This is a genomic window from Curtobacterium sp. NPDC089991 (assembly GCF_044748425.1).
GTDB lineage: Bacteria > Actinomycetota > Actinomycetes > Actinomycetales > Microbacteriaceae > Curtobacterium.
Genome location: NZ_JBIVGB010000003.1, coordinates 169,051 through 187,508, shown reverse-complemented (window position 1 = coordinate 187,508; position 18,458 = coordinate 169,051). Strand labels below are relative to the sequence as shown.

At 69.4% G+C, this 18,458-nt stretch carries 17 protein-coding genes; 1 reads left to right on the top strand and 16 read right to left on the bottom strand.

What is annotated here, in order from left to right; genetic code table 11:
• Positions 1–60 precede the first annotated feature (60 nt).
• The 11 genes from ACIPV1_RS10215 to iolC form a co-directional block, all read right to left on the bottom strand.
• Complete coding sequence (locus tag ACIPV1_RS10215) at positions 61–468, bottom strand: tautomerase family protein (protein WP_123938991.1); 408 nt, start codon at positions 466–468, stop codon at positions 61–63.
• A gap of 122 nt (positions 469–590) precedes the next feature.
• The gene (locus ACIPV1_RS10210; RefSeq protein ID WP_123938992.1) at positions 591–1,784 is read right to left on the bottom strand and encodes a Gfo/Idh/MocA family protein; all 1,194 of its coding nucleotides are present in this window, start codon (positions 1,782–1,784) and stop codon (positions 591–593) included.
• Positions 1,785–1,930: 146 nt separating this feature from the next.
• Positions 1,931–3,043: a transaldolase family protein gene (locus tag ACIPV1_RS10205; RefSeq protein ID WP_402726306.1), complete on the bottom strand. Its 1,113-nt coding sequence runs from the start codon at positions 3,041–3,043 to the stop codon at positions 1,931–1,933.
• Positions 3,040–3,909, bottom strand: a complete 870-nt coding sequence (locus ACIPV1_RS10200; RefSeq protein ID WP_123938993.1) for a sugar phosphate isomerase/epimerase — start codon at positions 3,907–3,909, stop codon at positions 3,040–3,042. The genes ACIPV1_RS10205 and ACIPV1_RS10200 overlap by 4 nt, the downstream gene beginning before the upstream one ends.
• A 3-nt stretch (positions 3,910–3,912) precedes the next feature.
• Positions 3,913–4,944 carry a Gfo/Idh/MocA family protein gene (locus ACIPV1_RS10195; RefSeq protein ID WP_123294146.1) on the bottom strand — a complete coding sequence of 344 codons (1,032 nt, stop codon included), beginning with the start codon at positions 4,942–4,944 and terminating at the stop codon, positions 3,913–3,915.
• 50 nt (positions 4,945–4,994) lie between these two features.
• The gene (locus tag ACIPV1_RS10190; protein ID WP_402726305.1) at positions 4,995–5,921 is read right to left on the bottom strand and encodes a sugar phosphate isomerase/epimerase family protein; all 927 of its coding nucleotides are present in this window, start codon (positions 5,919–5,921) and stop codon (positions 4,995–4,997) included.
• Positions 5,922–5,971: 50 nt separating this feature from the next.
• On the bottom strand, positions 5,972–7,879 hold the full coding sequence (iolD, locus tag ACIPV1_RS10185) for a 3D-(3,5/4)-trihydroxycyclohexane-1,2-dione acylhydrolase (decyclizing) (RefSeq protein ID WP_402726465.1): 1,908 nt from the start codon (positions 7,877–7,879) through the stop codon (positions 5,972–5,974).
• A gap of 17 nt (positions 7,880–7,896) precedes the next feature.
• The gene (iolB, locus tag ACIPV1_RS10180; protein WP_402726304.1) at positions 7,897–8,829 is read right to left on the bottom strand and encodes a 5-deoxy-glucuronate isomerase; all 933 of its coding nucleotides are present in this window, start codon (positions 8,827–8,829) and stop codon (positions 7,897–7,899) included.
• An 8-nt stretch (positions 8,830–8,837) separates the two neighbouring features.
• Positions 8,838–10,349 carry a CoA-acylating methylmalonate-semialdehyde dehydrogenase gene (locus ACIPV1_RS10175; RefSeq protein WP_402726303.1) on the bottom strand — a complete coding sequence of 504 codons (1,512 nt, stop codon included), beginning with the start codon at positions 10,347–10,349 and terminating at the stop codon, positions 8,838–8,840.
• Complete coding sequence (locus tag ACIPV1_RS10170) at positions 10,346–11,302, bottom strand: class I fructose-bisphosphate aldolase (protein WP_200849152.1); 957 nt, start codon at positions 11,300–11,302, stop codon at positions 10,346–10,348. The genes ACIPV1_RS10175 and ACIPV1_RS10170 overlap by 4 nt, the downstream gene beginning before the upstream one ends.
• Positions 11,295–12,320 carry a 5-dehydro-2-deoxygluconokinase gene (iolC, locus tag ACIPV1_RS10165; RefSeq protein ID WP_402726302.1) on the bottom strand — a complete coding sequence of 342 codons (1,026 nt, stop codon included), beginning with the start codon at positions 12,318–12,320 and terminating at the stop codon, positions 11,295–11,297. Before iolC ends, ACIPV1_RS10170 begins: the two co-directional genes overlap by 8 nt.
• 189 nt (positions 12,321–12,509) lie before the next feature.
• On the opposite strand from iolC, the gene ACIPV1_RS10160 reads away from it, so the two are divergent.
• Positions 12,510–13,772 carry a DNA recombination protein RmuC gene (locus tag ACIPV1_RS10160; RefSeq protein WP_402726301.1) on the top strand — a complete coding sequence of 421 codons (1,263 nt, stop codon included), beginning with the start codon at positions 12,510–12,512 and terminating at the stop codon, positions 13,770–13,772.
• 88 nt (positions 13,773–13,860) lie between these two features.
• Here the strand turns inward: ACIPV1_RS10160 and ACIPV1_RS10155 are convergent, their stop codons facing one another.
• From ACIPV1_RS10155 to glpX, 5 genes are all read right to left on the bottom strand, one after another.
• Positions 13,861–14,643, bottom strand: a complete 783-nt coding sequence (locus ACIPV1_RS10155; RefSeq protein ID WP_402726300.1) for an ankyrin repeat domain-containing protein — start codon at positions 14,641–14,643, stop codon at positions 13,861–13,863.
• 87 nt (positions 14,644–14,730) lie between these two features.
• Positions 14,731–15,270: an RNA 2'-phosphotransferase gene (locus ACIPV1_RS10150; protein ID WP_131921565.1), complete on the bottom strand. Its 540-nt coding sequence runs from the start codon at positions 15,268–15,270 to the stop codon at positions 14,731–14,733.
• A gap of 3 nt (positions 15,271–15,273) precedes the next feature.
• Entirely contained in the window at positions 15,274–15,639 is a 366-nt protein-coding gene (locus ACIPV1_RS10145; RefSeq protein ID WP_131878246.1) for an SMI1/KNR4 family protein, read from the bottom strand.
• A gap of 47 nt (positions 15,640–15,686) precedes the next feature.
• On the bottom strand, positions 15,687–17,210 hold the full coding sequence (locus ACIPV1_RS10140; RefSeq protein ID WP_402726299.1) for a putative T7SS-secreted protein: 1,524 nt from the start codon (positions 17,208–17,210) through the stop codon (positions 15,687–15,689).
• A 204-nt stretch (positions 17,211–17,414) separates the two neighbouring features.
• Positions 17,415–18,404, bottom strand: coding sequence for a class II fructose-bisphosphatase (glpX, locus tag ACIPV1_RS10135; protein ID WP_111084799.1), 990 nt, complete (start codon positions 18,402–18,404; stop codon positions 17,415–17,417).
• Positions 18,405–18,458 lie beyond the last annotated feature (54 nt).

Here is an 18,458-nt window from a genome sequence, read left to right as displayed (position 1 = left end):
GACCACTCGGCGGAACTGAGCGGGGTGTCGTGACCACCCCACTCCCGCGCCTGCGTCACCTCAGGCCGGCGCGGGCACGCCGAGCTCGCCGGTCACGTACTGGGCGCGGCCGAAGCCGAACGACCAGTCCTGCGGGCCGTTCTCGACGTAGCCGATGAAGACGTCCTCGGACGCGACACCGATCGCCGCCAGGGCGTCGTGGATGGCCGCGTACAGCGTCGTCTTCGCCTCGTCGGTGCGCCCGCGCTGCGTGAAGACCTGGATCATGATGACACCCTCGGTGCGCTCGAACCCCAGGCCGGCGTCCTCGGCGATGATCTGCTGCGCCGGGTGCTCGGTGATCACCTGGAACCGGTCGCGCACGGGGATCGCGTACACGTCGACGATCGCCTGGTGGATCGCGTCGGCGATGGCGCGCACCGCCTGCGGCGTGCGGCCGGTGGCGAGGTCGATACGGACGAGCGGCATGGTGCCTCCTGCAGTTCGGGACTTTGTCCTGACAAACTAACATGGATCGAGACGCAGCAACAGACGGACTGGAGGCGCAGTGCCAGCTGGCACCGCGCCTCCCGTCCGTCGTCCGCGACCGTCTAGAGCACGGGGGTCGCCGCCGCGTAGGTGAGCGGTCCGTCGACGCGCGCGACGTCGTGCCACGCGCCGTCGGCAAGGGACGCCTCCGCCGCCTCGACGATGGACGCAGCCGCCAGCCCGTCGGCGACCGACGGGGCGAGCTGCTCCCCGCGACGGACGCTCGCGATGAACTGGGCGGCCTCGATCGTCTTCAGGTCGTCGTAGCCCATGGCCGTGCCGGCGCCGGGCTGGAAGCGCGCGAACTCACCGTCACCCGAGGCGACGTAGTGCGTGGCGTAGCCGTCCACCTCTTGCCCGTCGAGGTACACCTCGAGCTCGTTGAGACGCTGGAAGTCCCACCGCACCGAACCCCTGGTGCCGTAGATCTCGAGCGTGTACTCGGCGTGCGGCCCCCGCATGACGCGGCTCGAGTCCATGGTGCCGACGGCGCCGTCCTCGAAGCGGAAGAGCAGGGCGGCGTAGTCCTCGTTCTCGACGCGGCCGAGATCGCCGGTGGCAGCGGCGCTCCGGTCGACGATGCCGGCGGCTGGCTTCGGGCGCTCCTGGATGAAGGTCTCGGCGAGCGCGCTCACACTGGCGATCCGACCGACGACGTACTGCGCCAGGTCGAGGCCGTGCGACAGCAGGTCGCCGAGCACACCCGAGCCGGCACGCTCACGCTCGAAGCGCCAGGTCAGCGGCGCCGCAGGGTCGGACGAGTAGTCGGCGAGCAGCGACCCGCGCACGTTCGTGATCCGACCGAGGCGGCCGCTGCGGACGAGTTCGCGCGCCCGCTCGATCGCGGGGGCGTGCCGGTAGTTGAACCCGACGCTCGTGATGACGCCCGCGCGCTGGACGGCCTCGTGGATCTGCCGCGAGTCGCTGGCGTAGCGGCCCATCGGCTTCTCGATCCAGAACGGCTTGCCGGCCTCGGCAGCGGCGACCGCCATCTCGCGGTGCAGGAAGTTCGGCGAGCAGATCGACACGACGTCGACGGCTGGGTCGGCGAGGACCTCGTGGTAGTCGGCGACCGCCCGCTCGTAGCCCAGGCGGGTGACGGCCTGGTCACGTGCGGCCTCGATCGGGTCCGCGGCGACGACGAGCCGGGGCTGCACGCCGAGCTCCGGGAAGTGGTCCGGCAGGGCGCGGTAGGCGCGGGAGTGCAGCCGCCCCATCCAGCCGACCGAGATGAGGCCGACACCGATGCTGTCCATGGGAACTCCTTCGTTCGTGGGCGCCGATTGGAGCGCGCCAACCATCGTACGGGATCGCTCGTGGTTTGTCAGTACAAAGACCGTGAGCAGAAGACGTCGGGTCACCTGGGGCGACCCGACGTCTTCTGCTCACGAAGTGGCTCGGCTCAGTTCGGCGGGAAGATGATGTCCCGCACCAGGTTGTCGAGCTGCGCGTCGGCGTCGAGGAACTGGCGCAGCGTCGTCACCGTGGCACCGAACCGGTCGAACTCGTCGATCGTCATGCCGTCGACGTCGTACCCGCGCGCGAACTCGGGCGTCGCCGCGCGCAGGGCCGCGATGACGTCGGCCGGTACCTCGTCGTGGATGGCGTCCGGACGGAACGGGAACGCGTTCGCGTTGATGTCCTTCGTCCACTGGAACGGCGGCGAGACGACGAGGTCCCCGCCCTGGAACTCCGACCACTGCAAGGCGTTCCGGAAGGCGGCGACGAGCACACGCGACCGGAAGCCACGCTCCTGGAACACCCGGTAGGCGTTCTTCACCGCGGCGACGCCGGCCCACTCGAGGATGCCGGGGTCGACCATGACGTGGTCGCGCTTGACGACGGTCTTCAACCAATCGTCGAACCGGCCGGCCATCAGCGTGACGACGTGGCCGAACTCCTGGTCGGGCAGCCCGTCGGCGGCACGACGGTCGAGCGCACGCTCGATGGCTTCACCGACGGCGACGACCTGCGGCACCGTGAACGACACCGTCGCGTTGATCGAGACCCCGCGGTAAGCGGCCTCCTCGATCGCGGCGATGCCGACCTTGGTGGCGGGGATCTTCACGATGATGTTCGGGGCGAGCTGCGAGAACCGCACGGCCTGCTCGACCAGGGCGTCGGCGTCGCGGTGGAACCGCGGGTCGGTCTGCATCGACAGGCGACCGTTGCGGCCGCCGGACGCCTCGAACGCGGGCAGCAGCTGCTCGGCCGCCGCGATGGAGAGCTCCTCGACGGCCTTCCAACCGATCCAGGACTCCCCCGCGGTCGGGTGCTCCGCGGCGATCTCGCGGATGCGCGGCACCCAGGTCTCCGGGTCCTGCTTGATGCAGGTGTACGCGATCACCGGGTTGCAGGTCGCCCCGACGGCGCCGTACTCGTGGATCGCGGTGGACAGTTCGCGCGGGTCGGCGGAGTCGTTCCACAGGGCGGTCACGGTCTGCGACGCGGCCTGCAGCGTGACGGGTCGGACGTCGGCGTCGGTGGTCGCCGGTGACGAGAGGGTGTCGGTCATCGTGTGAGTCCCTTCTTGATCGTGTCGAGCTGGAAGCGCGAGACCTCGTCGGCGTTCTCGTCCTCGGCGAAGACGCTCGACACCGCGACGGTGTCCTCGCGCGCCGTGAAGCCGACCCGGTCGAGGGCGGCCCAGAAGGCGTCGAAGTCGACGTCCGCCTGGCCGACCGGCAGGTGCTGGTGTACGCGGACCGGGTTGCCGGGCGGGTTGGTGATGTAGCGCAGGCCGTGCGACCGGTGGTGGTCGTACGCGTCGGCGACGTGCACGAGCTGCAGCGAGTCGCCCGCGGCGTCGATGATCTCGTCCATGTTGCCGCCGTAGTGGAACGTGTGGCAGGCGACGTAGACGAAGCCGATGCTCTTCGAGTTCAGCCCGCGGATCACCCGGAGCGCCTCGAGCCCGTCCTCGACGAAGTCGTCGGGGTGCGGGTCGATGAGGACCCGGATGCCGGAGTCCTCGATGATCGGCAGGAGCTCCTCCATCGCCCAGTGGAACTGGTCCTCGGACTCCTCAGCGCGTTCCGGGCGGCCGGAGAACTCCGTGTTGATCGTGTCCACGCCCAGGCGCTTCGTGATCTCGATGACCCGCTTCCACTTCTTGACGGCGGCCTCGCGGGCCTCCTTGTCCGGGCCGGCCCAACGCAGGACGGGCAGGACCGACGCGACCTGGACCCCGGCCGTCGTGCACGCCGCGGCGAACGCGTCGACGAGGTCGTCGTCGGCCGTGGGGTGCCGGTAGAAGGGGATGAAGTCCTTGTGCGGGGTGAGCTGCAGGTACTCGTAGCCGAGGTCGGCGACCTTCTGCGGGAACTCCAGCAGCGACAGGTCGTGGTGGTACGGCGTGGGGTCGAGCGCGATCTTCGGCATCGATCAGGCCGTCTCGTAGAACGCGGGCTTCGCGGTGGCGTACGTGATCGGCTCGAGCGCACCGGACTGCTGCGCGCGCACGGCGACCTCGGCGACCACCGACGCCGTGTAGCCGTCCCAGGCGCTCGGACCGTCGATGCCACCGGTGCGCGCGGCGTCGACCCAGCGCTGCACCTCTTCGTCGTACGCGGCACCGAAGCGCTCGACGAACGACGGGGTGACGCCCTGGCCGGAGACGCCCTGCGACACGAGGTTGAGCGAGGTCTCGCGACCGATGTACGCGACACCGGACTCGAACACCGCGTCGGTCGTGACCTGGTAGCCGAACTGGGCGTTCACGTTGATCTCGACGATCGCCATGGTGCCGGACTCGGTGGTGAACAGCACGAACTGCGGCTCGGGCAGGTCGGCCGGGGCGAGCGAGTTCTTGCGGGGCTTCTTGACCTCGACGCTCGTGATCGCCTCGCCCGTGATGAACGGGATGATGTCGATCTCGTGGATCACCGAGTCGTGGATGAGCATCGACTCGCTGAAGTTCGGCGGCGTGGTCGGGTTGCGGTGCGCGTGGTGCAGCGCGAGCAGGGCCCCGTTGGCTCCGGACTCGCGCAGCGCGCGCAGCTCCTGGTAGCCCTTGTCGAAGCGGCGCATGAAGCCGACCTGGATCTTCGGACGGTCGGACGTCGCCTGCTCGAGCTCGACGATCCGCAACGAGTCCTCGGCCGAGGTCGTCAGCGGCTTCTCGCACAGGACGGCGAGACCGCGCTCGATCGCCGGCACCAGGACCGGCTCGTGCAGGAAGCCGGGCGTCGCGACGATGACGGCGTCGATCGGGGTGGCGTCGAGCGCCTCCTCGAACGATGCCGCGGTGATCGCGCCGGGCGCCTTCGCCGCGGCGGCGGTCGCGCGGCCGGTGTCGGGGTCGACGATCGCGACGACGTCCGCGCCGGCGATGGTCGAGGTGATGCGACGGATGTGGTCGCTGCCCATGGCGCCCGCGCCGACGACGGCGACGCGGAGGTTGTCAGTGGTGCTCATGGCGGTGCTCCTGGGGTAGATGACGCTGCGTGGACGGCTGCTGGGGCCGGTCAGGACACGCGGGCGGCGGACGTGGAACCGAGGATGTGCTGGAAGGTGCGCTCGGCGATCGGGCCGGGGGCGTCGACCGAGCAGCCGTACATGTCCTGCTCGACGATGCCGAAGACGTCCGGGTTGATCTTCGCGACGGCCTCGATGATCGGGCCGAGCTCCGGGGTGCCGTGCGGCGGCTCGGTCATGATCCCCTGCGACACGGCGGTGGCGAACGGGACGTCGTTCTTCAGCACGTCGAAGAGCAGGTCGGTGTCCACCTGCTTGAGGTGCAGGTACCCGATGCGCTCCGGGTGCGCGGCGATGAGCTTGAGGTTGTCGCCGCCGTAGTACGCGAAGTGCCCGGTGTCGAGGCAGAGGTTCGTGTACGCCGGATCAGTCTCCGACAGGAACCGCACGGTCTCCTTGTAGGTGCCGACGTGGCTGTCCGCGTGGGTGTGGAACTGCTGGTGGACGCCGTACTCCTCGAGCAGCGCCTTGCCGAGCTGGTCGTGGCCCTTGCCGAGGCGGTCCCACTGCTCGTCGGTCAGGGTGCGCGACTCGAGGACTTCCTCTGTGGCGTCCGAGCGCCACAGGTCCGGGATCGTCACGAGGTGCTGGGCGCCGAGCTTCGCCGCCAGACCCGCGACCGCCACGGCCTGGTCCCAGGCACGCTGGAACTGGTCCTCACCCTTGTGGAACCCGGTGAACACCGTTCCGGCGGACAGCTTCAGCCCGCGCGACTCGAGCTCGTCCGACAGCTGCGACGGGTCGGTCGGCAGGTAGCCGTACGGTCCGAGCTCGATCCACTCGTACCCGGCTGCGGCCGCTTCGTCGAGGAAGCGCTTCCACGGCACCTGGTTGGGGTCGTCGGGGAACCAGACGCCCCACGAGTCGGGGGCGGTGCCGATCCGGATGGCGTCGGTGGCGGTGGCGGTGTCGGTCATGACGTCGTCGTCTGCTTTCTGGGTGTGGTGCGTGTGGTGGACGGGGGTGCTCAGCCGAGCAGCGGGCGCTGTGCGGCGACCTGCTGCTCGTACTCGGCGCGGGCGGTCTGCGTGCTCGACAGCGTCGAGGTCTGCGCCACCGGCACGTCCCACCAGCCGTCGCCCTCGGGGGCGTAGACCAGCGGGTCCGAGTTGATGTGCACGAGGGTGGTGTGGTCGTTCGCCTTCGCCTGGCGCACCGCGGCCTTGAGGTCCTCGATGCTGTCCGGGCCGGGCTGGACCTCGATCACGTCGACGCCGTACGACCGCGCGTTCGCCGCGAGGTCGACCGGCAGCGGGTCGCCGTTGTCGAACGACTGGGTCTCGTCCAGGTAGCGGTACTTCGTGCCGTAGCGCTCGGACCCGACGGTCTCGGACAGGTGCCCGATCGACGCGTACCCGTGGTTCTGGATGAGCACGACGATGATCTTGATGCCCTCGGCCACGGCGGTGACGAGCTCGGTGTGCAGCATGAGGTAGCTGCCGTCGCCGACCATGACGATCGCGTCGCGGTCCGGGGCGCCACGACGGACGCCGATGCCGCCGGCGATCTCGTAGCCCATGCACGAGAACGCGTACTCGACGTGGTAGCCGAGGGCGTCCTGCACGCGCCAGAGCTTGTGCAGGTCGCCGGGCAGCGAGCCGGCCGCCTGGATGACGACGTCGCGCGGGTCGGACACCGACTGCACGGCGCCGATGATCTCCGGCTGACCGGGCAGGTCTGCGCCGGACGGCGCGAACGCGCCGTCGACGGCTGCGTCCCACGCCGCCTTCAGCGACGCGATCTCCGCAGCGTAGGTGGCGTCGACGACGAACGCGGGCTCTGCGGGTGACGACCCGGACGACGCGAGCGCCGCGGTCAACGCGACCAGGGCCTCCCGGGCATCCGCGATCAGCGGCAGCTGCGAACCGTGCTTGTACGCGTCGAACGCGGCCACGTTGACGTTCACGAACGTGACGTCCGGGTTCTGGAACGCGGTCCGCGACGCGGTCGTGAAGTCGCTGTAGCGCGTGCCGATCCCGATCACGACGTCCGCCTGCGCGGCGACCGCGTTCGCGGCGGCCGTGCCGGTCGCGCCGATGCCACCGAGGTACTGCGGGTGGTCCCAGACGAGCGAGCCGCCGCCGGCCTGCGAGGTACCGACCGGGATGCCGGTCGCCTCGACGAAGGCCGCGAGCTCGTGCTCCGCGCCGGAGTACAGCACGCCACCGCCCGCGACGATCACCGGACGCTGCGCGCCCCGGATCGCGGCGACCGCACGCGCCAGCGGCCCGTGCTCGGGCAGCGGCCGACGGATGTGCCACTCGCGCGGCTGCAGGAACGCGACGGGGACGTCGAACTCCTCGGCCTGCACGTCCTCGGGCAGGGCGATCGTCACGGCGCCGGTCTCGGCCGGGTCGGTGAGCACGCGCATCGCGGCGAGCGCGATCGAGAACAGCTGCTCGGGGCGCTCGACGCGGTCGAAGTAGCGCGACAGCGGACGGAACGCGTCCGTCACCTGGATCGAGGTGTCGTGCGGCAGCTCGATCTGCTGGAGCACCGGGTCGGTGGTCCGTGTCGCGAACGTGTCCGACGGCAGCAGCAGAGCGGGCAGGCGGTTCGTCGTCGCGAGCGCAGCGGCGGTGAGCATGTTCGCGGCGCCCGGGCCGACCGACGCCGTCGCGGCGAAGGTCGCACGGCGGCGGTGCATGCGGGCGAAGCCGACGGCCTCGTGCACCATCGCCTGCTCGTTGCGCGCCTGGTGGTACGGCAGCAGGCCGGGCTGTTCGACGTGGAGCTGCTTGATGGCCTGTCCGACGCCGGCGACGTTGCCGTGCCCGAAGATGCCGAAGATCCCCGGGATGGTGCGTTCGCGGACGTCGCCGTCGACGGTCCACTGGTTGGCCAGGAACTCGACGAGTGCCTGGCCGACGGTCATCCGGCGCGTGTTGGTGGTCACGCGTGCTTCCTTTCGTAGGGCAGGCGCGGGTCGAGCTGCTCGCTCGCCCAGGCCTGGCGGACCCAGCCGTGGGCCGGGTCGTCGGTGATGTTCCAGACGCGCTCCGGGTCGGGCCCGGCCATCACGTTGAGGTAGTACATGTCGTAGCCGGGGGCGGCGACGGCGGGACCGTGCCAGCCGTGCGGCACCAGCGCGACGTCGCCGGTGCGCACTTCGCGGAACTCGTCGATCGGACGGTCGTCCGATGCGTACGTGCGGTGCAGTGCGAACGGGTCGGCGGTGGCCGGAGCGGAGAGGCCGCGTGCGACCGCGGACTCGTAGTAGTAGATCTCCTCGAGGTTCGACTCCTCGCCCGGCACGTTCGTGTCGTGCTTGTGCGGCGGGTACGACGACCAGTTGCCGGCCGGCGTGATCACCTCGCACACGATGAACTTGTCCGCGTCGAGGGCCGCCGGGGTGCCGAAGTTGTGCACCTGGCGGCTGGACTGCCCGGCACCGCGGAGCTCCACCGGCACGTCCTGCCGGGCCACGTACGTGGTCGCCTTGACGGTGTCGGTGGGCGCCTCGGCGACCGCGAACCGGCCCGCGCCGGTGATCGTCGCCGCGGTGCCGGACCCGAGGTACAGGACGTCGGTGGGGCCCTCGAAGACGTTCGCGCGCCCCTGCAGGGTCTGCTCGCCGTCCCCGGCGGCGCCCGCGTAGGTCACGTGGAACGACCCGGCGAGCGGCACGACGATGCGCTCCACGGCGTCGGCCGGGAGGCGCAACTCGCGCGTGCCGGTCGGGTCACCGTCCGTCAGGGTGCCGGTCCGGAGCCCGGTGTGCGCCCATCCTGCGATGCGGCCGTCGACGACGTCGGTCCAGCCGGCCTCCGGCCGGCTCCCCTTCGGGATGAACCACTGGTCGTGCTCGTGCTGTTCGTTCGCCATGCTGCGGCTCAGTTGTTCGACGGGAAGCCGAGGTTGATGCCGCCGTGCGACGGGTCGAGCCAGCGGCTCGTGATCGCCTTCTGGCGGGTGAAGAAGCTCACGCCGTCGGCACCGTACGCCTTGTGGTCACCGAACAGCGAGTTCTTCCAGCCGCCGAACGAGAAGTACGCGACCGGCACGGGGATCGGGACGTTGATGCCGATCATGCCGACCTGCACGTCGCGCTGGAAGCGACGGGCAGCGCCGCCGTCGTTGGTGAAGATGGCGGTCCCGTTGCCGTACGCACCCGAGTTGATGAGCTCGAGGCCCTCTTCGTACGTGGCGACCCGGACGACGCTCAGCACCGGGCCGAAGATCTCCTCGGTGTAGACGCGGCTCGTGGTGGGGACCTGGTCGATCAGCGTCGGGCCCAGCCAGAAGCCGTTCTCGTCGCCGTCGGGTCGGACGGTGCGGCCGTCCACCACAACCACCGCACCGTCCTGCTCTGCGACCTCGATGTACGAGGCGACCTTGTCACGGTGCTGCTTCGTGACGAGCGGGCCCATGTCGCATCCGCGACGACCGTCGCCGATGCGCAGGGTGGCCGCGCGGTCCTTGATCTTCTCGATGAGCTCGTCGGCCACCGGCTCGACGGCGACGACGACCGAGATCGCCATGCAGCGCTCACCGGCGGAGCCGAAGCCCGCGTTGATGGCGTTGTCCGCGACCAGGTCGAGGTCGGCGTCCGGCAGCACCAGCATGTGGTTCTTCGCGCCGCCCAGGGCCTGCACGCGCTTGCCGTGCTTCGTGCCCGTCTCGTAGACGTACTGTGCGATCGGCGTGGAACCGACGAACGAGATCGACTCGACGTCGGGGCTCGTGAGCAGACCGTCGACGCTCAGCTTGTCGCCGTTGAGGACGTTGAAGACACCGTCGGGCAGACCGGCCTCGGAGAACTTCTCGGCGAGCCAGATGGCGGCGCTCGGGTCCTTCTCGGACGGCTTCAGCACGACGGTGTTGCCCGCGGCGATCGCGATCGGCAGGAACCACAGCGGCACCATCGCCGGGAAGTTGAAGGGGCTGATGATGCCCACGACGCCGAGCGGCTGCCGGATCGAGTACACGTCGATGCCGGTCGAGACCTGGTCGGAGAACTCGCCCTTGAGCAGGCTCGGGATGTTCGTCGCGAGCTCCACGACCTCCTGCCCACGGGCGATCTCACCCAGGGCGTCGTCGATGACCTTGCCGTGCTCGCTCGTGATGATCTCGGCGAGCTCGCCCTTGTCGCGGTTCAGGATCTCGCGGAACGAGAACAGGATCTGCTGGCGCCTGGTGAGCGACAGGTTGCTCCACGCCGGGAACGCCGCCTTGGCGCTCGCGATGGCGGCCTGGATCTCGTCCTCGTTCGCCAGGGCGACCTGCTTCGTCGCGACGCCCAGGGCCGGGTCGTACACGGGGGCGCTGTTGCCCGACGCGGACTCGACGTGCTTGCCGCCGATCCAGTGGCCGACGGTGGTGGTGGCTATCTCCGTGGTGGTCATGCGTTGCTTCCTTCGAGTGTGGTGGCTTGTTCGTGCGTGGTGCCGGCGTTCGCGGTGCCGGCGCTCCCGGTGTGGACGAGGCCGGCGGCCACGTCGACCGCGGTGGCGACGTCGCCGTCCGGCGGGTAGAGCAGGGTCCGGCCGACGACCAGGCCGCGCACGCCGGGCAGGGCCAGCGCGTCAGCCCACTTGGCGTACGTCTCGAGCGGCTTGCTCGACGGGTCGCCACCGAGCAGGAGCGTCGGCAGCGTCGTCGCCGCCATCACCCGCTCCATGTCGTCGACGACCGGGATCTTCAGCCAGCTGTAGGCGCTGGACTCCCCCAGGCCCGCGGCGATCGCCATCGAGGTGATGACGGCGTCGGCGGTCAGGTCGTTCACGACCCGGCCGTCCTGCCACGCAGACATGAACGGTTCGAGCATGATCGGCAGCTGGAGTGCGGCGGCCTCGCTGACGGCGCGGGCCGTGGCCTCGAGCGTCGGGGCCGTGCCCGCGTCCTCGAGGGCGATGCGCACCAGGAGCTTGGCGAAGTCGAGTCCGGAGTCCTTGATGGCCTGCGCCGAGTACGCGGTGTAGCGGTCGTCCATCTCGAACGTCGCGCCGCGCAGCCCGCCGCGGTTCATCGACCCGACGACGACCTTGCCGTCGAGGGCGCCGAGCAGTGCCAGGTCCTCGAGGATGTCGGGCGTCCCGAGCACCCCGTCGACCCCGGGGCGCCCGAGCGCCGTGACGAGCCGCTCGAGCAGGTCGTAGCGGTCGGCCATGGCGGACTCGTCGTTCCGGACCGCGAGGGCACCGCGTGCCGGGTGGTCGGCGGCGACGATGAAGAGCTTGCCGTCGTCGGCGAGCAGGGAGCGCTTGTGCCGCGCGTCGAGCACGGACCGCACCAGTTCGGGCTGTCCGGCGCGGATGTCCCGGAGGCGCTGGAAGTCAGCGGGGCTGATCTCAGGCATGGGTCTTCTCCTCGGTGTTGGTCGCCCCCGTGTGCGTCATGCCCTCGGCGGGGTTGTCGGTCAGGAACTGCTCGATCTCGTCGCTCGTCGGCATCGCGGTCGAGCACTCGAACCGCGTCGCGACGATGGCACCGGCGGCGTTGCAGAACGCGAGGATCCGCTCGAGGCTCCAGCCCTGCAGCAGGCCGTGGGTGAGCGCGCCGCCGAAGCCGTCGCCGGAGCCGAGCCCGTTCACGACGTCGATGTGGTGCGGACGGAACTCGACGAACTCGTCGCGGGTCTTCGCCAACACGCCCTTGGGACCCTGCTTGACGATGGCGATCTCGACGCCGCGCTCGAGCAGGGCGTCGGCGGCACGGACCGGATCGGTCTCACCGACGGCGACCTCGCACTCCTCGCGGTTGCCGACGGCGACCGTGGCGTGTTCGAGGGCGACGGCGACCTCGCGCGTCGCGGCCTCGGGGCTCGACCAGAACATCGAGCGGTAGTCCAGGTCCAAGACGGTGTGGTTCTTCGTGCTGTTCTGCGCGGCTGTGCGCGCTTCGTACGCGACGTGGTGTGCCTGCCGGCTCGGCTCTTCGCTCAGGCCGGTCACCGTGGTCCAGAAGATCTTCGCCCGCTCGATCTCGTGCAGCGGCAGCGACTTCGCCGTGATCATCAGGTCCGGCGCCTTCGGGGCACGGTAGAAGTACAGCGGGAAGTCGTCCGGCGGGAAGATCTCGCAGAACGCGACGGGGGTGTTCAGCCCCTCGACCGTCTCGACGAAGGCGTTCGCGACGCCGAACTCCGGCAGGGTGCGGGCGATGTACCGGCCGAAGGGGTCGTTGCCGGTGCGGGTGATGACCGCGGCGTCGGCACCGTGGCGCGCTGCGGCGATGGCGACGTTGGTCGCGCTGCCGCCGACGGACTTCGAGAACGTCGTGACGTCTTCGAGTGGGCCGGTCTGCTGCGGGTAGATGTCGACGCTGACGCGTCCCATCGTGATCACGTCGTAGGCGTGGGGAGCGGGGTTCGTCATGCGACGTGGTGGACCTTCCGTGCGGCTTCATCGGCGGACGTTCACGACTGTACACCGTGTTTGCCCTAATGTCATGACATGGTTTTCGGGGCTGGTCCCGCCGGGCGCGTGGCCGCGTCGGTGTGCCGGGACGCCCGGCGTCGGTGTGCCGGGAGGCCCGGTGTCGGTGGGTCCTGCCAAGGTCACGACATGCAGATCCTCGCCCTGGTCATCGGTCTCGTGATCGGCATCGCCGTCGGTGCGGTCGTCGCCTGGTCGCTCGCGCGGTCGCGCGCCGGCGTCGACGCCGCCGCGTCGCGCGCGAGCGCCGAGGCGCTCCGCACGCGGCTCGACGAGGTCCGGCGTGACGCCGAGGAACGCCTCGACGCGCAGGACGCCCAGTACCGCCGACAGGTCGACTCCCTCGAGCGGCGCTCCGCCGAGCTCGAGCACCTCGTGCAGCGCATGCACGGCGCGGACTCGGCCCGGAACCAGAACGAGTCGAAGGTGCTCTCCGCCCTCAGCCCCGTTGCCCAGACCCTCGACGTCATGCGCACGAAGATCGCCGAGCTCGAGCAGTCCCGCAGCGAGCAGTACGGCGCCCTGTCCGCCCAGCTCCGGTCGGCCGCCGAGTCCGAGGAACGCCTGCGCGCCACGGCCGACACCCTGGCCAGCGCCCTGTCGTCGAACAGCACCCGCGGCGTGTGGGGCGAGACGCAGCTGCGCAACGTGGTCGAGGCGGCCGGGTTGCTCGAACGGGTCGACTTCGACGTGCAGTCCTCGGTCACCACCTCAGCCGGCACCGCCCGACCCGACATGGTCGTGCACCTGCCCGGCGGCAAGACCATCGCCGTCGACGCCAAGGTGCCGTTCAGCGCCTACCTGCAGGCCGCCGAGATCCCGGCGACCGCCACCGGAGCCGAGGGGGCTCGCCGCGACGCCCTCATCGGACAGCACGTCAAGGCGCTCCGCGCGCACGTCGACGCCCTGGCAGCGCGCGAGTACTGGACTGGGTACGACGCCTCCCCCGAGCTCACCGTCGCCTTCATCCCGTCCGAGTCGCTCATCTCGAGCGCCCTCGCCGCCGACCCCGGCCTGCTCGACCACGCCTTCCGCAAGCGCATCGCCCTCGCCTCTCCCGTGACCCTGTGGTCCGTGCTCAAGACCGTGGCGTTCTCGTGGCAGCAGGACGTCGTCTCGCAAGAGGCCCACGAGCTCTTCAAGGTGTCCCGCGAGCTCTACGGCCGGCTGTCCACGATGGCGGGGCACGTCGACAAGCTCGGCCGCTCGATCCGGGGCTCCGTCGTCGACTACAACCGGTTCGTGGGGTCGCTCGAGCGGCAGGTGCTGCCGAGTGCACGGCGGTTGTCGCTGCTCGACGAGTCGAAGGTGATCGCGGACCCGGCGTCGATCGAGGACGAGCCGCGGTTGCTCACGGCGCCGGAGCTGGTGGGGGCGGTCGACGAGGACTGACCGTCCGCTCGCGGCGTCGATCCGCGCCGGTCACCTCCGTTCGTGCAGCGATCCGGAGCCGTCGCAGCGACGTCTCAATGCCTTCCGATCATTGATTGCGTCTTCCCCGCTCCTCCTTCGCCGCTCGGTCGAGCACTTTGATCAACGGCTTCGGTGCCAGGAACGCTCGCGCCAGCCCCTGAGCGGTGAAGCCGTCTGCACCGACCAGCCGAGCTTTCGCTCCGGCGCTCAGCATGCCCTTCGCGCCAGCCACCGCGTCCTCCACCGCGAGCGGATGTGGATTCGATCGATTCGGTCGTACGGGGAGAGAACGTCGGACGAGCAGCCGGAGCGGAGTCTCTCCAGCTACCGCAGAGTTGAGCGCGCCCGGATCGGCTCGAATTGCCGATTGCATGTCGATGAGCGACCCACGCGACGCGGCCTCGAACACGACTGATGCGTCCGATTCATCGCTCTTGAGCATCCGATCCTGCTGCAGCACGATGATGAGTCCGGCGGGTGCGTCCGCGAGGATCCGAGCGTAGCTCAACGGGGTCGCGCCCAGGTCGTTGACTGAGAAGGGATCCGCTCCGGCATCGAGCAAGAGATTCACCGGATCGAGTCCGCCGCCGCCCGAGTTCGCCACTGCGAGCTGCAGCGGCGTCGTCCCCCAACGGTCCGGCGCATCCACCTTCACCCCGAGGTCCAGGAGCGCCCGTATCGCATGCACCGCGCCGTGCTGAGCGGCGAAGTGGAGGGGCGTGAGGGCGTCGGTATGAGCGCGGGAGGCTGAGGACCCTTCGAAGCCTTCCGCAGCGATCCTCGCGATCGCCTGCGAATCGTCCGCAATGATCGCATCCCAGAAAGCAGAACTGTCCGTCGCGGTGCTCATAAGATGATGCTGTTCAGCCCTTCCACGTCCTCGCCGGGTCCCGAATCGGCCAACACCACGAGTGAGCATCTCGATCGCATCGACCTCTCATCTCTCCGAGAGGTACCGCGCGGGAACGAACAATGCCAGCGTCACTCGGTCGTGGCCTTCCGAGAACTCGACGCCTTCCCGGTGCGCGCGATCCGCATCGACCCGCAGCAGGACGGGAGCGGGAGACTTGCGTCGACCCGCTTGCATCGCCAGCTCTCGATCAGTCGTCAGATGCGCGTACTGGCGCCCCATGGGCAAGAGACCATCGCGCAGGATCGACTCAGCCGCCGCGGGAGAAGTCGCGTGCCAGAGCACCGGTCGCGGCACGATCGCTGGCTTCACGATGCGCTCGTCGGTCGAGTGGCCGTACTGTGCGCGGATCCGGTCACCCTCCACCGCGAAGCGCTGCTTGTCAGACTCGGCGACGATGCGGCGCAAGTCCTCCACCGTTGCGTCCACGCCCGACCGCGCCAAGGCCCCGGCGAGATCTGCGAGCGGGACGCTCCCGTCGGCGCCGAGCTCCAGCCCGTACGAACCCGGTTCGTGCCGCAACGCATGCGACATCGCCTTGCTGATCGACGTGTCCTTTCGGGGCATGCCTCAGTCCTCTTCCTGCTCCGCGAGCCACACTGCTCGGTGCTCCTCCATTTCCTCCCACCAGACGTCGAACGACGTCCACTGACCCCGGTACTCCGTCCCGGGCGAAGCGAACGTGTGGATGATCAGGACAGGAGGGTTGCCCGAACGGTCGCCACCGTCGAAACAGAACACGTCGTCCGTGTCCTGGTGCTTCGCGAAGGGCACGAGGGAACGGGTCGGATACTGCTCCCCAACGATGTCAGCCCAGTTCTCTGTCTGGCTCTCGTACTCAGACGTCCACATGAAGGGATCGATGTCGGGAAGCGGGTCTTGTGCAAGGGCACGTTGGAAGCGCTCGGGGTACTGGAATCCCTCGGGCGCGATCAAGCGCGCCTCGACTTGCCGTTCCTCGACGGTTGTTAGTCGACGTTCCCTCACTGTGGTGCTCCGGTGAGCTTCGGGAGGTCGTGAGACCCAGCTGGATTCGCTTTCGACCAATTCGTGCCTTGCGACTTCATCCGAACCTCAGCGGCCTCGCCCCACGTTCTGGGCTCGGCGTGGCCACGCTTCGTGAAGCGTTCAACCTCTCTTGCGGTCAACGGTTCGTGGTGTTCGTGTGCGCGCGCCTGCACTGGCGTTTCGGTCTCCCGCGCGGCTCTGATCCGAGTGTTGTCCATGCTGGTGCTCACGCCGTCCGGCATCTCCACCACGTCTACCGGGTCTCCGCGCCAACCGCCGTCGCGCATGCTGTTTGTGATGTCGTCGTAGGTGTACGGCTCACCGGTGGTGCGGTCGATCTTGTTGAAGGAGACAGACTTCTGCGAGAACCGAACAGCACCAGGTTCGAACGGCCGAACGACTCGCTGCAATGGCGTGAACAGCTTTCCCAGCTTGGACGTCGCACTGAAGGCATTGACCTGCTTCGCGATCACATCACGTCCACGTGCGAATCGACTACCGACGTGCAACAGCGAGGTCGCCCGTCCACCCTTACTCGCCATCCGCATCGCCCGAGCCGTCACCCCTAGGCCACCTGCCAGTGGGACGCAGTCGACGAGGGCCCACGCGAGGTCCCACCCGTCGGCGGTGCCCTTGCTCATCTTGTACAACGTGTCCGCCAACACCACAAGCGCGATCGCCGCGATGATCAACGTCCACGGCCCCGGGATGATCATCGCGATGATCCCGCCGACCGCGACGACGACCTTCGCGATGGAGACGATGGTCTCCCATGCCTCGGACCCGAAGATCTTGTCCCACGTGGACTGCTTCCCCAGCCCCGCGTCGGCCGCTTCACCGATCTTCGTCGCGGTCCGCTGCTCCGCGTCCTGCCAGTCACCCTTCGCATCGGCGACGAGCCGCTTCGCCGCATCGATCCGCGACTGCGCCGCCGCGATGTCGCCCTGCGCGGACGACACGGACCCCTGCGCGACGGAGGCGTTGTCGGACGCGGCCCGCAGCTGCGCCGGTGACGGCACGTCCACCCCGTCGGGCACCTCGGACCCGGCCGGGTACTCGTCCGCGACCTTCGACAGGTCGGACGATGCCGACTGGTAGTGCGACAGGTTCGACTGCGCATCGGAGAGCCGGTCCTGCGCCGCGGCGAGGTCCCCGGAGGCGTCCTTCGCGTCCGCGAGCGCACCATCAGCCCGGTACTGGGTGTCATCGACCGTGTCCGCCCACCCCGACAGGGCCGTTGCGGCGAGTTCGTACGAGTCGACGAGCTTGGTCAGGTCCGACGGGGTGTCCTCGATCGCGTCGACGAACACGTCCGCGGCTTCACCCTCCCAGTCGGTCAGCCACCCGGACCCTTTGACGGACTTCAGCCGGGTCGAGGCGTCATCGGCCGCGTCGGAGATGCGCTGGTACTCCCGCGACATCATCCGCAACGTCGACGGATCCCCCTTGACCGGGTCATCACCCTGATCGACGACATCCCACCCCGACGGCCGCCCCATCATTCCTCCCCAGGTCCGATCTCCGCACACTTCTTCACAGATGTGCGGTTGTGACCATATCAGGGGTCACAGATGCCGATGATTCGAATCATCGTGTGCTCTCGTCCCGTGCACGGGAAAACCCGCCCGCGCCACGCGACGACGTGGTGCGGACGGGTCTCGACGGTTCAGCGATGACTCGCGCCGATCAGGATCTCGCAGGGATCAGAACCACTTCTCCGCACGGTGGTCCGCCTGGATGCGACGGATGGTGTTCGAGCGGGACCGCAGGACGAGCGAGTCGGTGTGGATGACGCCGCGCGAGCGACGGACACCGTCGACCAGGACACCGTCGGTGACGCCGGTGGCGACGAAGAACGTGTTGTCACCCGTGACCAGGTCGTCCTGGTCGAGGACCTTGTCCAGGTCGTGGCCGGCGGCGATGGCGCGCTCGCGCTCCTCGTCGTCCTTCGGCTGCAGCTTGCCGAGGATCACGCCGCCGAGCGCCTTGATCGCGCACGCCGTGATGATGCCCTCGGGGGTGCCGCCGACACCGACGCACATGTCGATCGTCGAGCCGGGCAGCGCGGCGGCGATGCCACCGGCGACGTCACCGTCGAGCAGCAGACGCGTCCCGGCGCCCGTCGCACGGATCGCACGGATCAACTCGTCGTGACGGGGACGGTCGAGCACGGCCACGACCATGTCCTCGAGGTCCTTGCCCTTGGCCTTCGCGAGCGCGCGGATGTTCTCGCCGATCGGCTTCTCGAGGTCCAGGACCCCGCGGCCCTCGGGCCCGGCGGCGATCTTGTCCATGTAGAACACGGCGGAGGGGTCGTACATCGAACCGCGGTCCGAGACGGCCATGACGGAGATGGCGTTCTGACGGCCGGCTGCGGTGAGCGAGGTGCCGTCGATCGGGTCGACCGCGATGTCGCAAGCCGGGCCGTGGCCGTTGCCGACGTGCTCGCCGTTGTAGAGCATCGGGGCGTTGTCCTTCTCGCCCTCACCGATGACGACGACGCCGTCGAAGTTCACGGTGCCGAGGAACTTGCGCATCGCGTCGACCGCGGCGCCGTCGGCGAGGTTCTTCTCACCACGCCCGACCCACGGCTGCGCACGGATCGCGGCGGCCTCCGTCGCACGCACGAGCTCGAGGGCCAGGTTGCGGTCGGGCTGGAGGAACAGGGAGCCGGTTTCCGTAGAGGGAGTCACGACCCGAGCCTACCGACCGGCGGCCGACCGGCGGTCCGGACACCGGGCCCGTGC

Excerpts from the sequence above, each read along its gene's own strand:
- ACIPV1_RS10215 (WP_123938991.1), bottom strand. The coding sequence starts at position 468 with ATGCCGCTCGTCCGTATCGACCTCGCCACCGGCCGCACGCCGCAGGCG.
- ACIPV1_RS10210 (WP_123938992.1), bottom strand. The coding sequence starts at position 1,784 with ATGGACAGCATCGGTGTCGGCCTCATCTCGGTCGGCTGGATGGGGCGG.
- ACIPV1_RS10205 (WP_402726306.1), bottom strand. The coding sequence starts at position 3,043 with ATGACCGACACCCTCTCGTCACCGGCGACCACCGACGCCGACGTCCGA.
- ACIPV1_RS10200 (WP_123938993.1), bottom strand. The coding sequence starts at position 3,909 with ATGCCGAAGATCGCGCTCGACCCCACGCCGTACCACCACGACCTGTCG.
- ACIPV1_RS10195 (WP_123294146.1), bottom strand. The coding sequence starts at position 4,944 with ATGAGCACCACTGACAACCTCCGCGTCGCCGTCGTCGGCGCGGGCGCC.
- ACIPV1_RS10190 (WP_402726305.1), bottom strand. The coding sequence starts at position 5,921 with ATGACCGACACCGCCACCGCCACCGACGCCATCCGGATCGGCACCGCC.
- iolD (WP_402726465.1), bottom strand. The coding sequence starts at position 7,879 with ATGACCGTCGGCCAGGCACTCGTCGAGTTCCTGGCCAACCAGTGGACC.
- iolB (WP_402726304.1), bottom strand. The coding sequence starts at position 8,829 with ATGGCGAACGAACAGCACGAGCACGACCAGTGGTTCATCCCGAAGGGG.
- ACIPV1_RS10175 (WP_402726303.1), bottom strand. The coding sequence starts at position 10,349 with ATGACCACCACGGAGATAGCCACCACCACCGTCGGCCACTGGATCGGC.
- ACIPV1_RS10170 (WP_200849152.1), bottom strand. The coding sequence starts at position 11,302 with ATGCCTGAGATCAGCCCCGCTGACTTCCAGCGCCTCCGGGACATCCGC.
- iolC (WP_402726302.1), bottom strand. The coding sequence starts at position 12,320 with ATGACGAACCCCGCTCCCCACGCCTACGACGTGATCACGATGGGACGC.
- ACIPV1_RS10160 (WP_402726301.1), top strand. The coding sequence starts at position 12,510 with ATGCAGATCCTCGCCCTGGTCATCGGTCTCGTGATCGGCATCGCCGTC.
- ACIPV1_RS10155 (WP_402726300.1), bottom strand. The coding sequence starts at position 14,643 with ATGAGCACCGCGACGGACAGTTCTGCTTTCTGGGATGCGATCATTGCG.
- ACIPV1_RS10150 (WP_131921565.1), bottom strand. The coding sequence starts at position 15,270 with ATGCCCCGAAAGGACACGTCGATCAGCAAGGCGATGTCGCATGCGTTG.
- ACIPV1_RS10140 (WP_402726299.1), bottom strand. The coding sequence starts at position 17,210 with ATGGGGCGGCCGTCGGGGTGGGATGTCGTCGATCAGGGTGATGACCCG.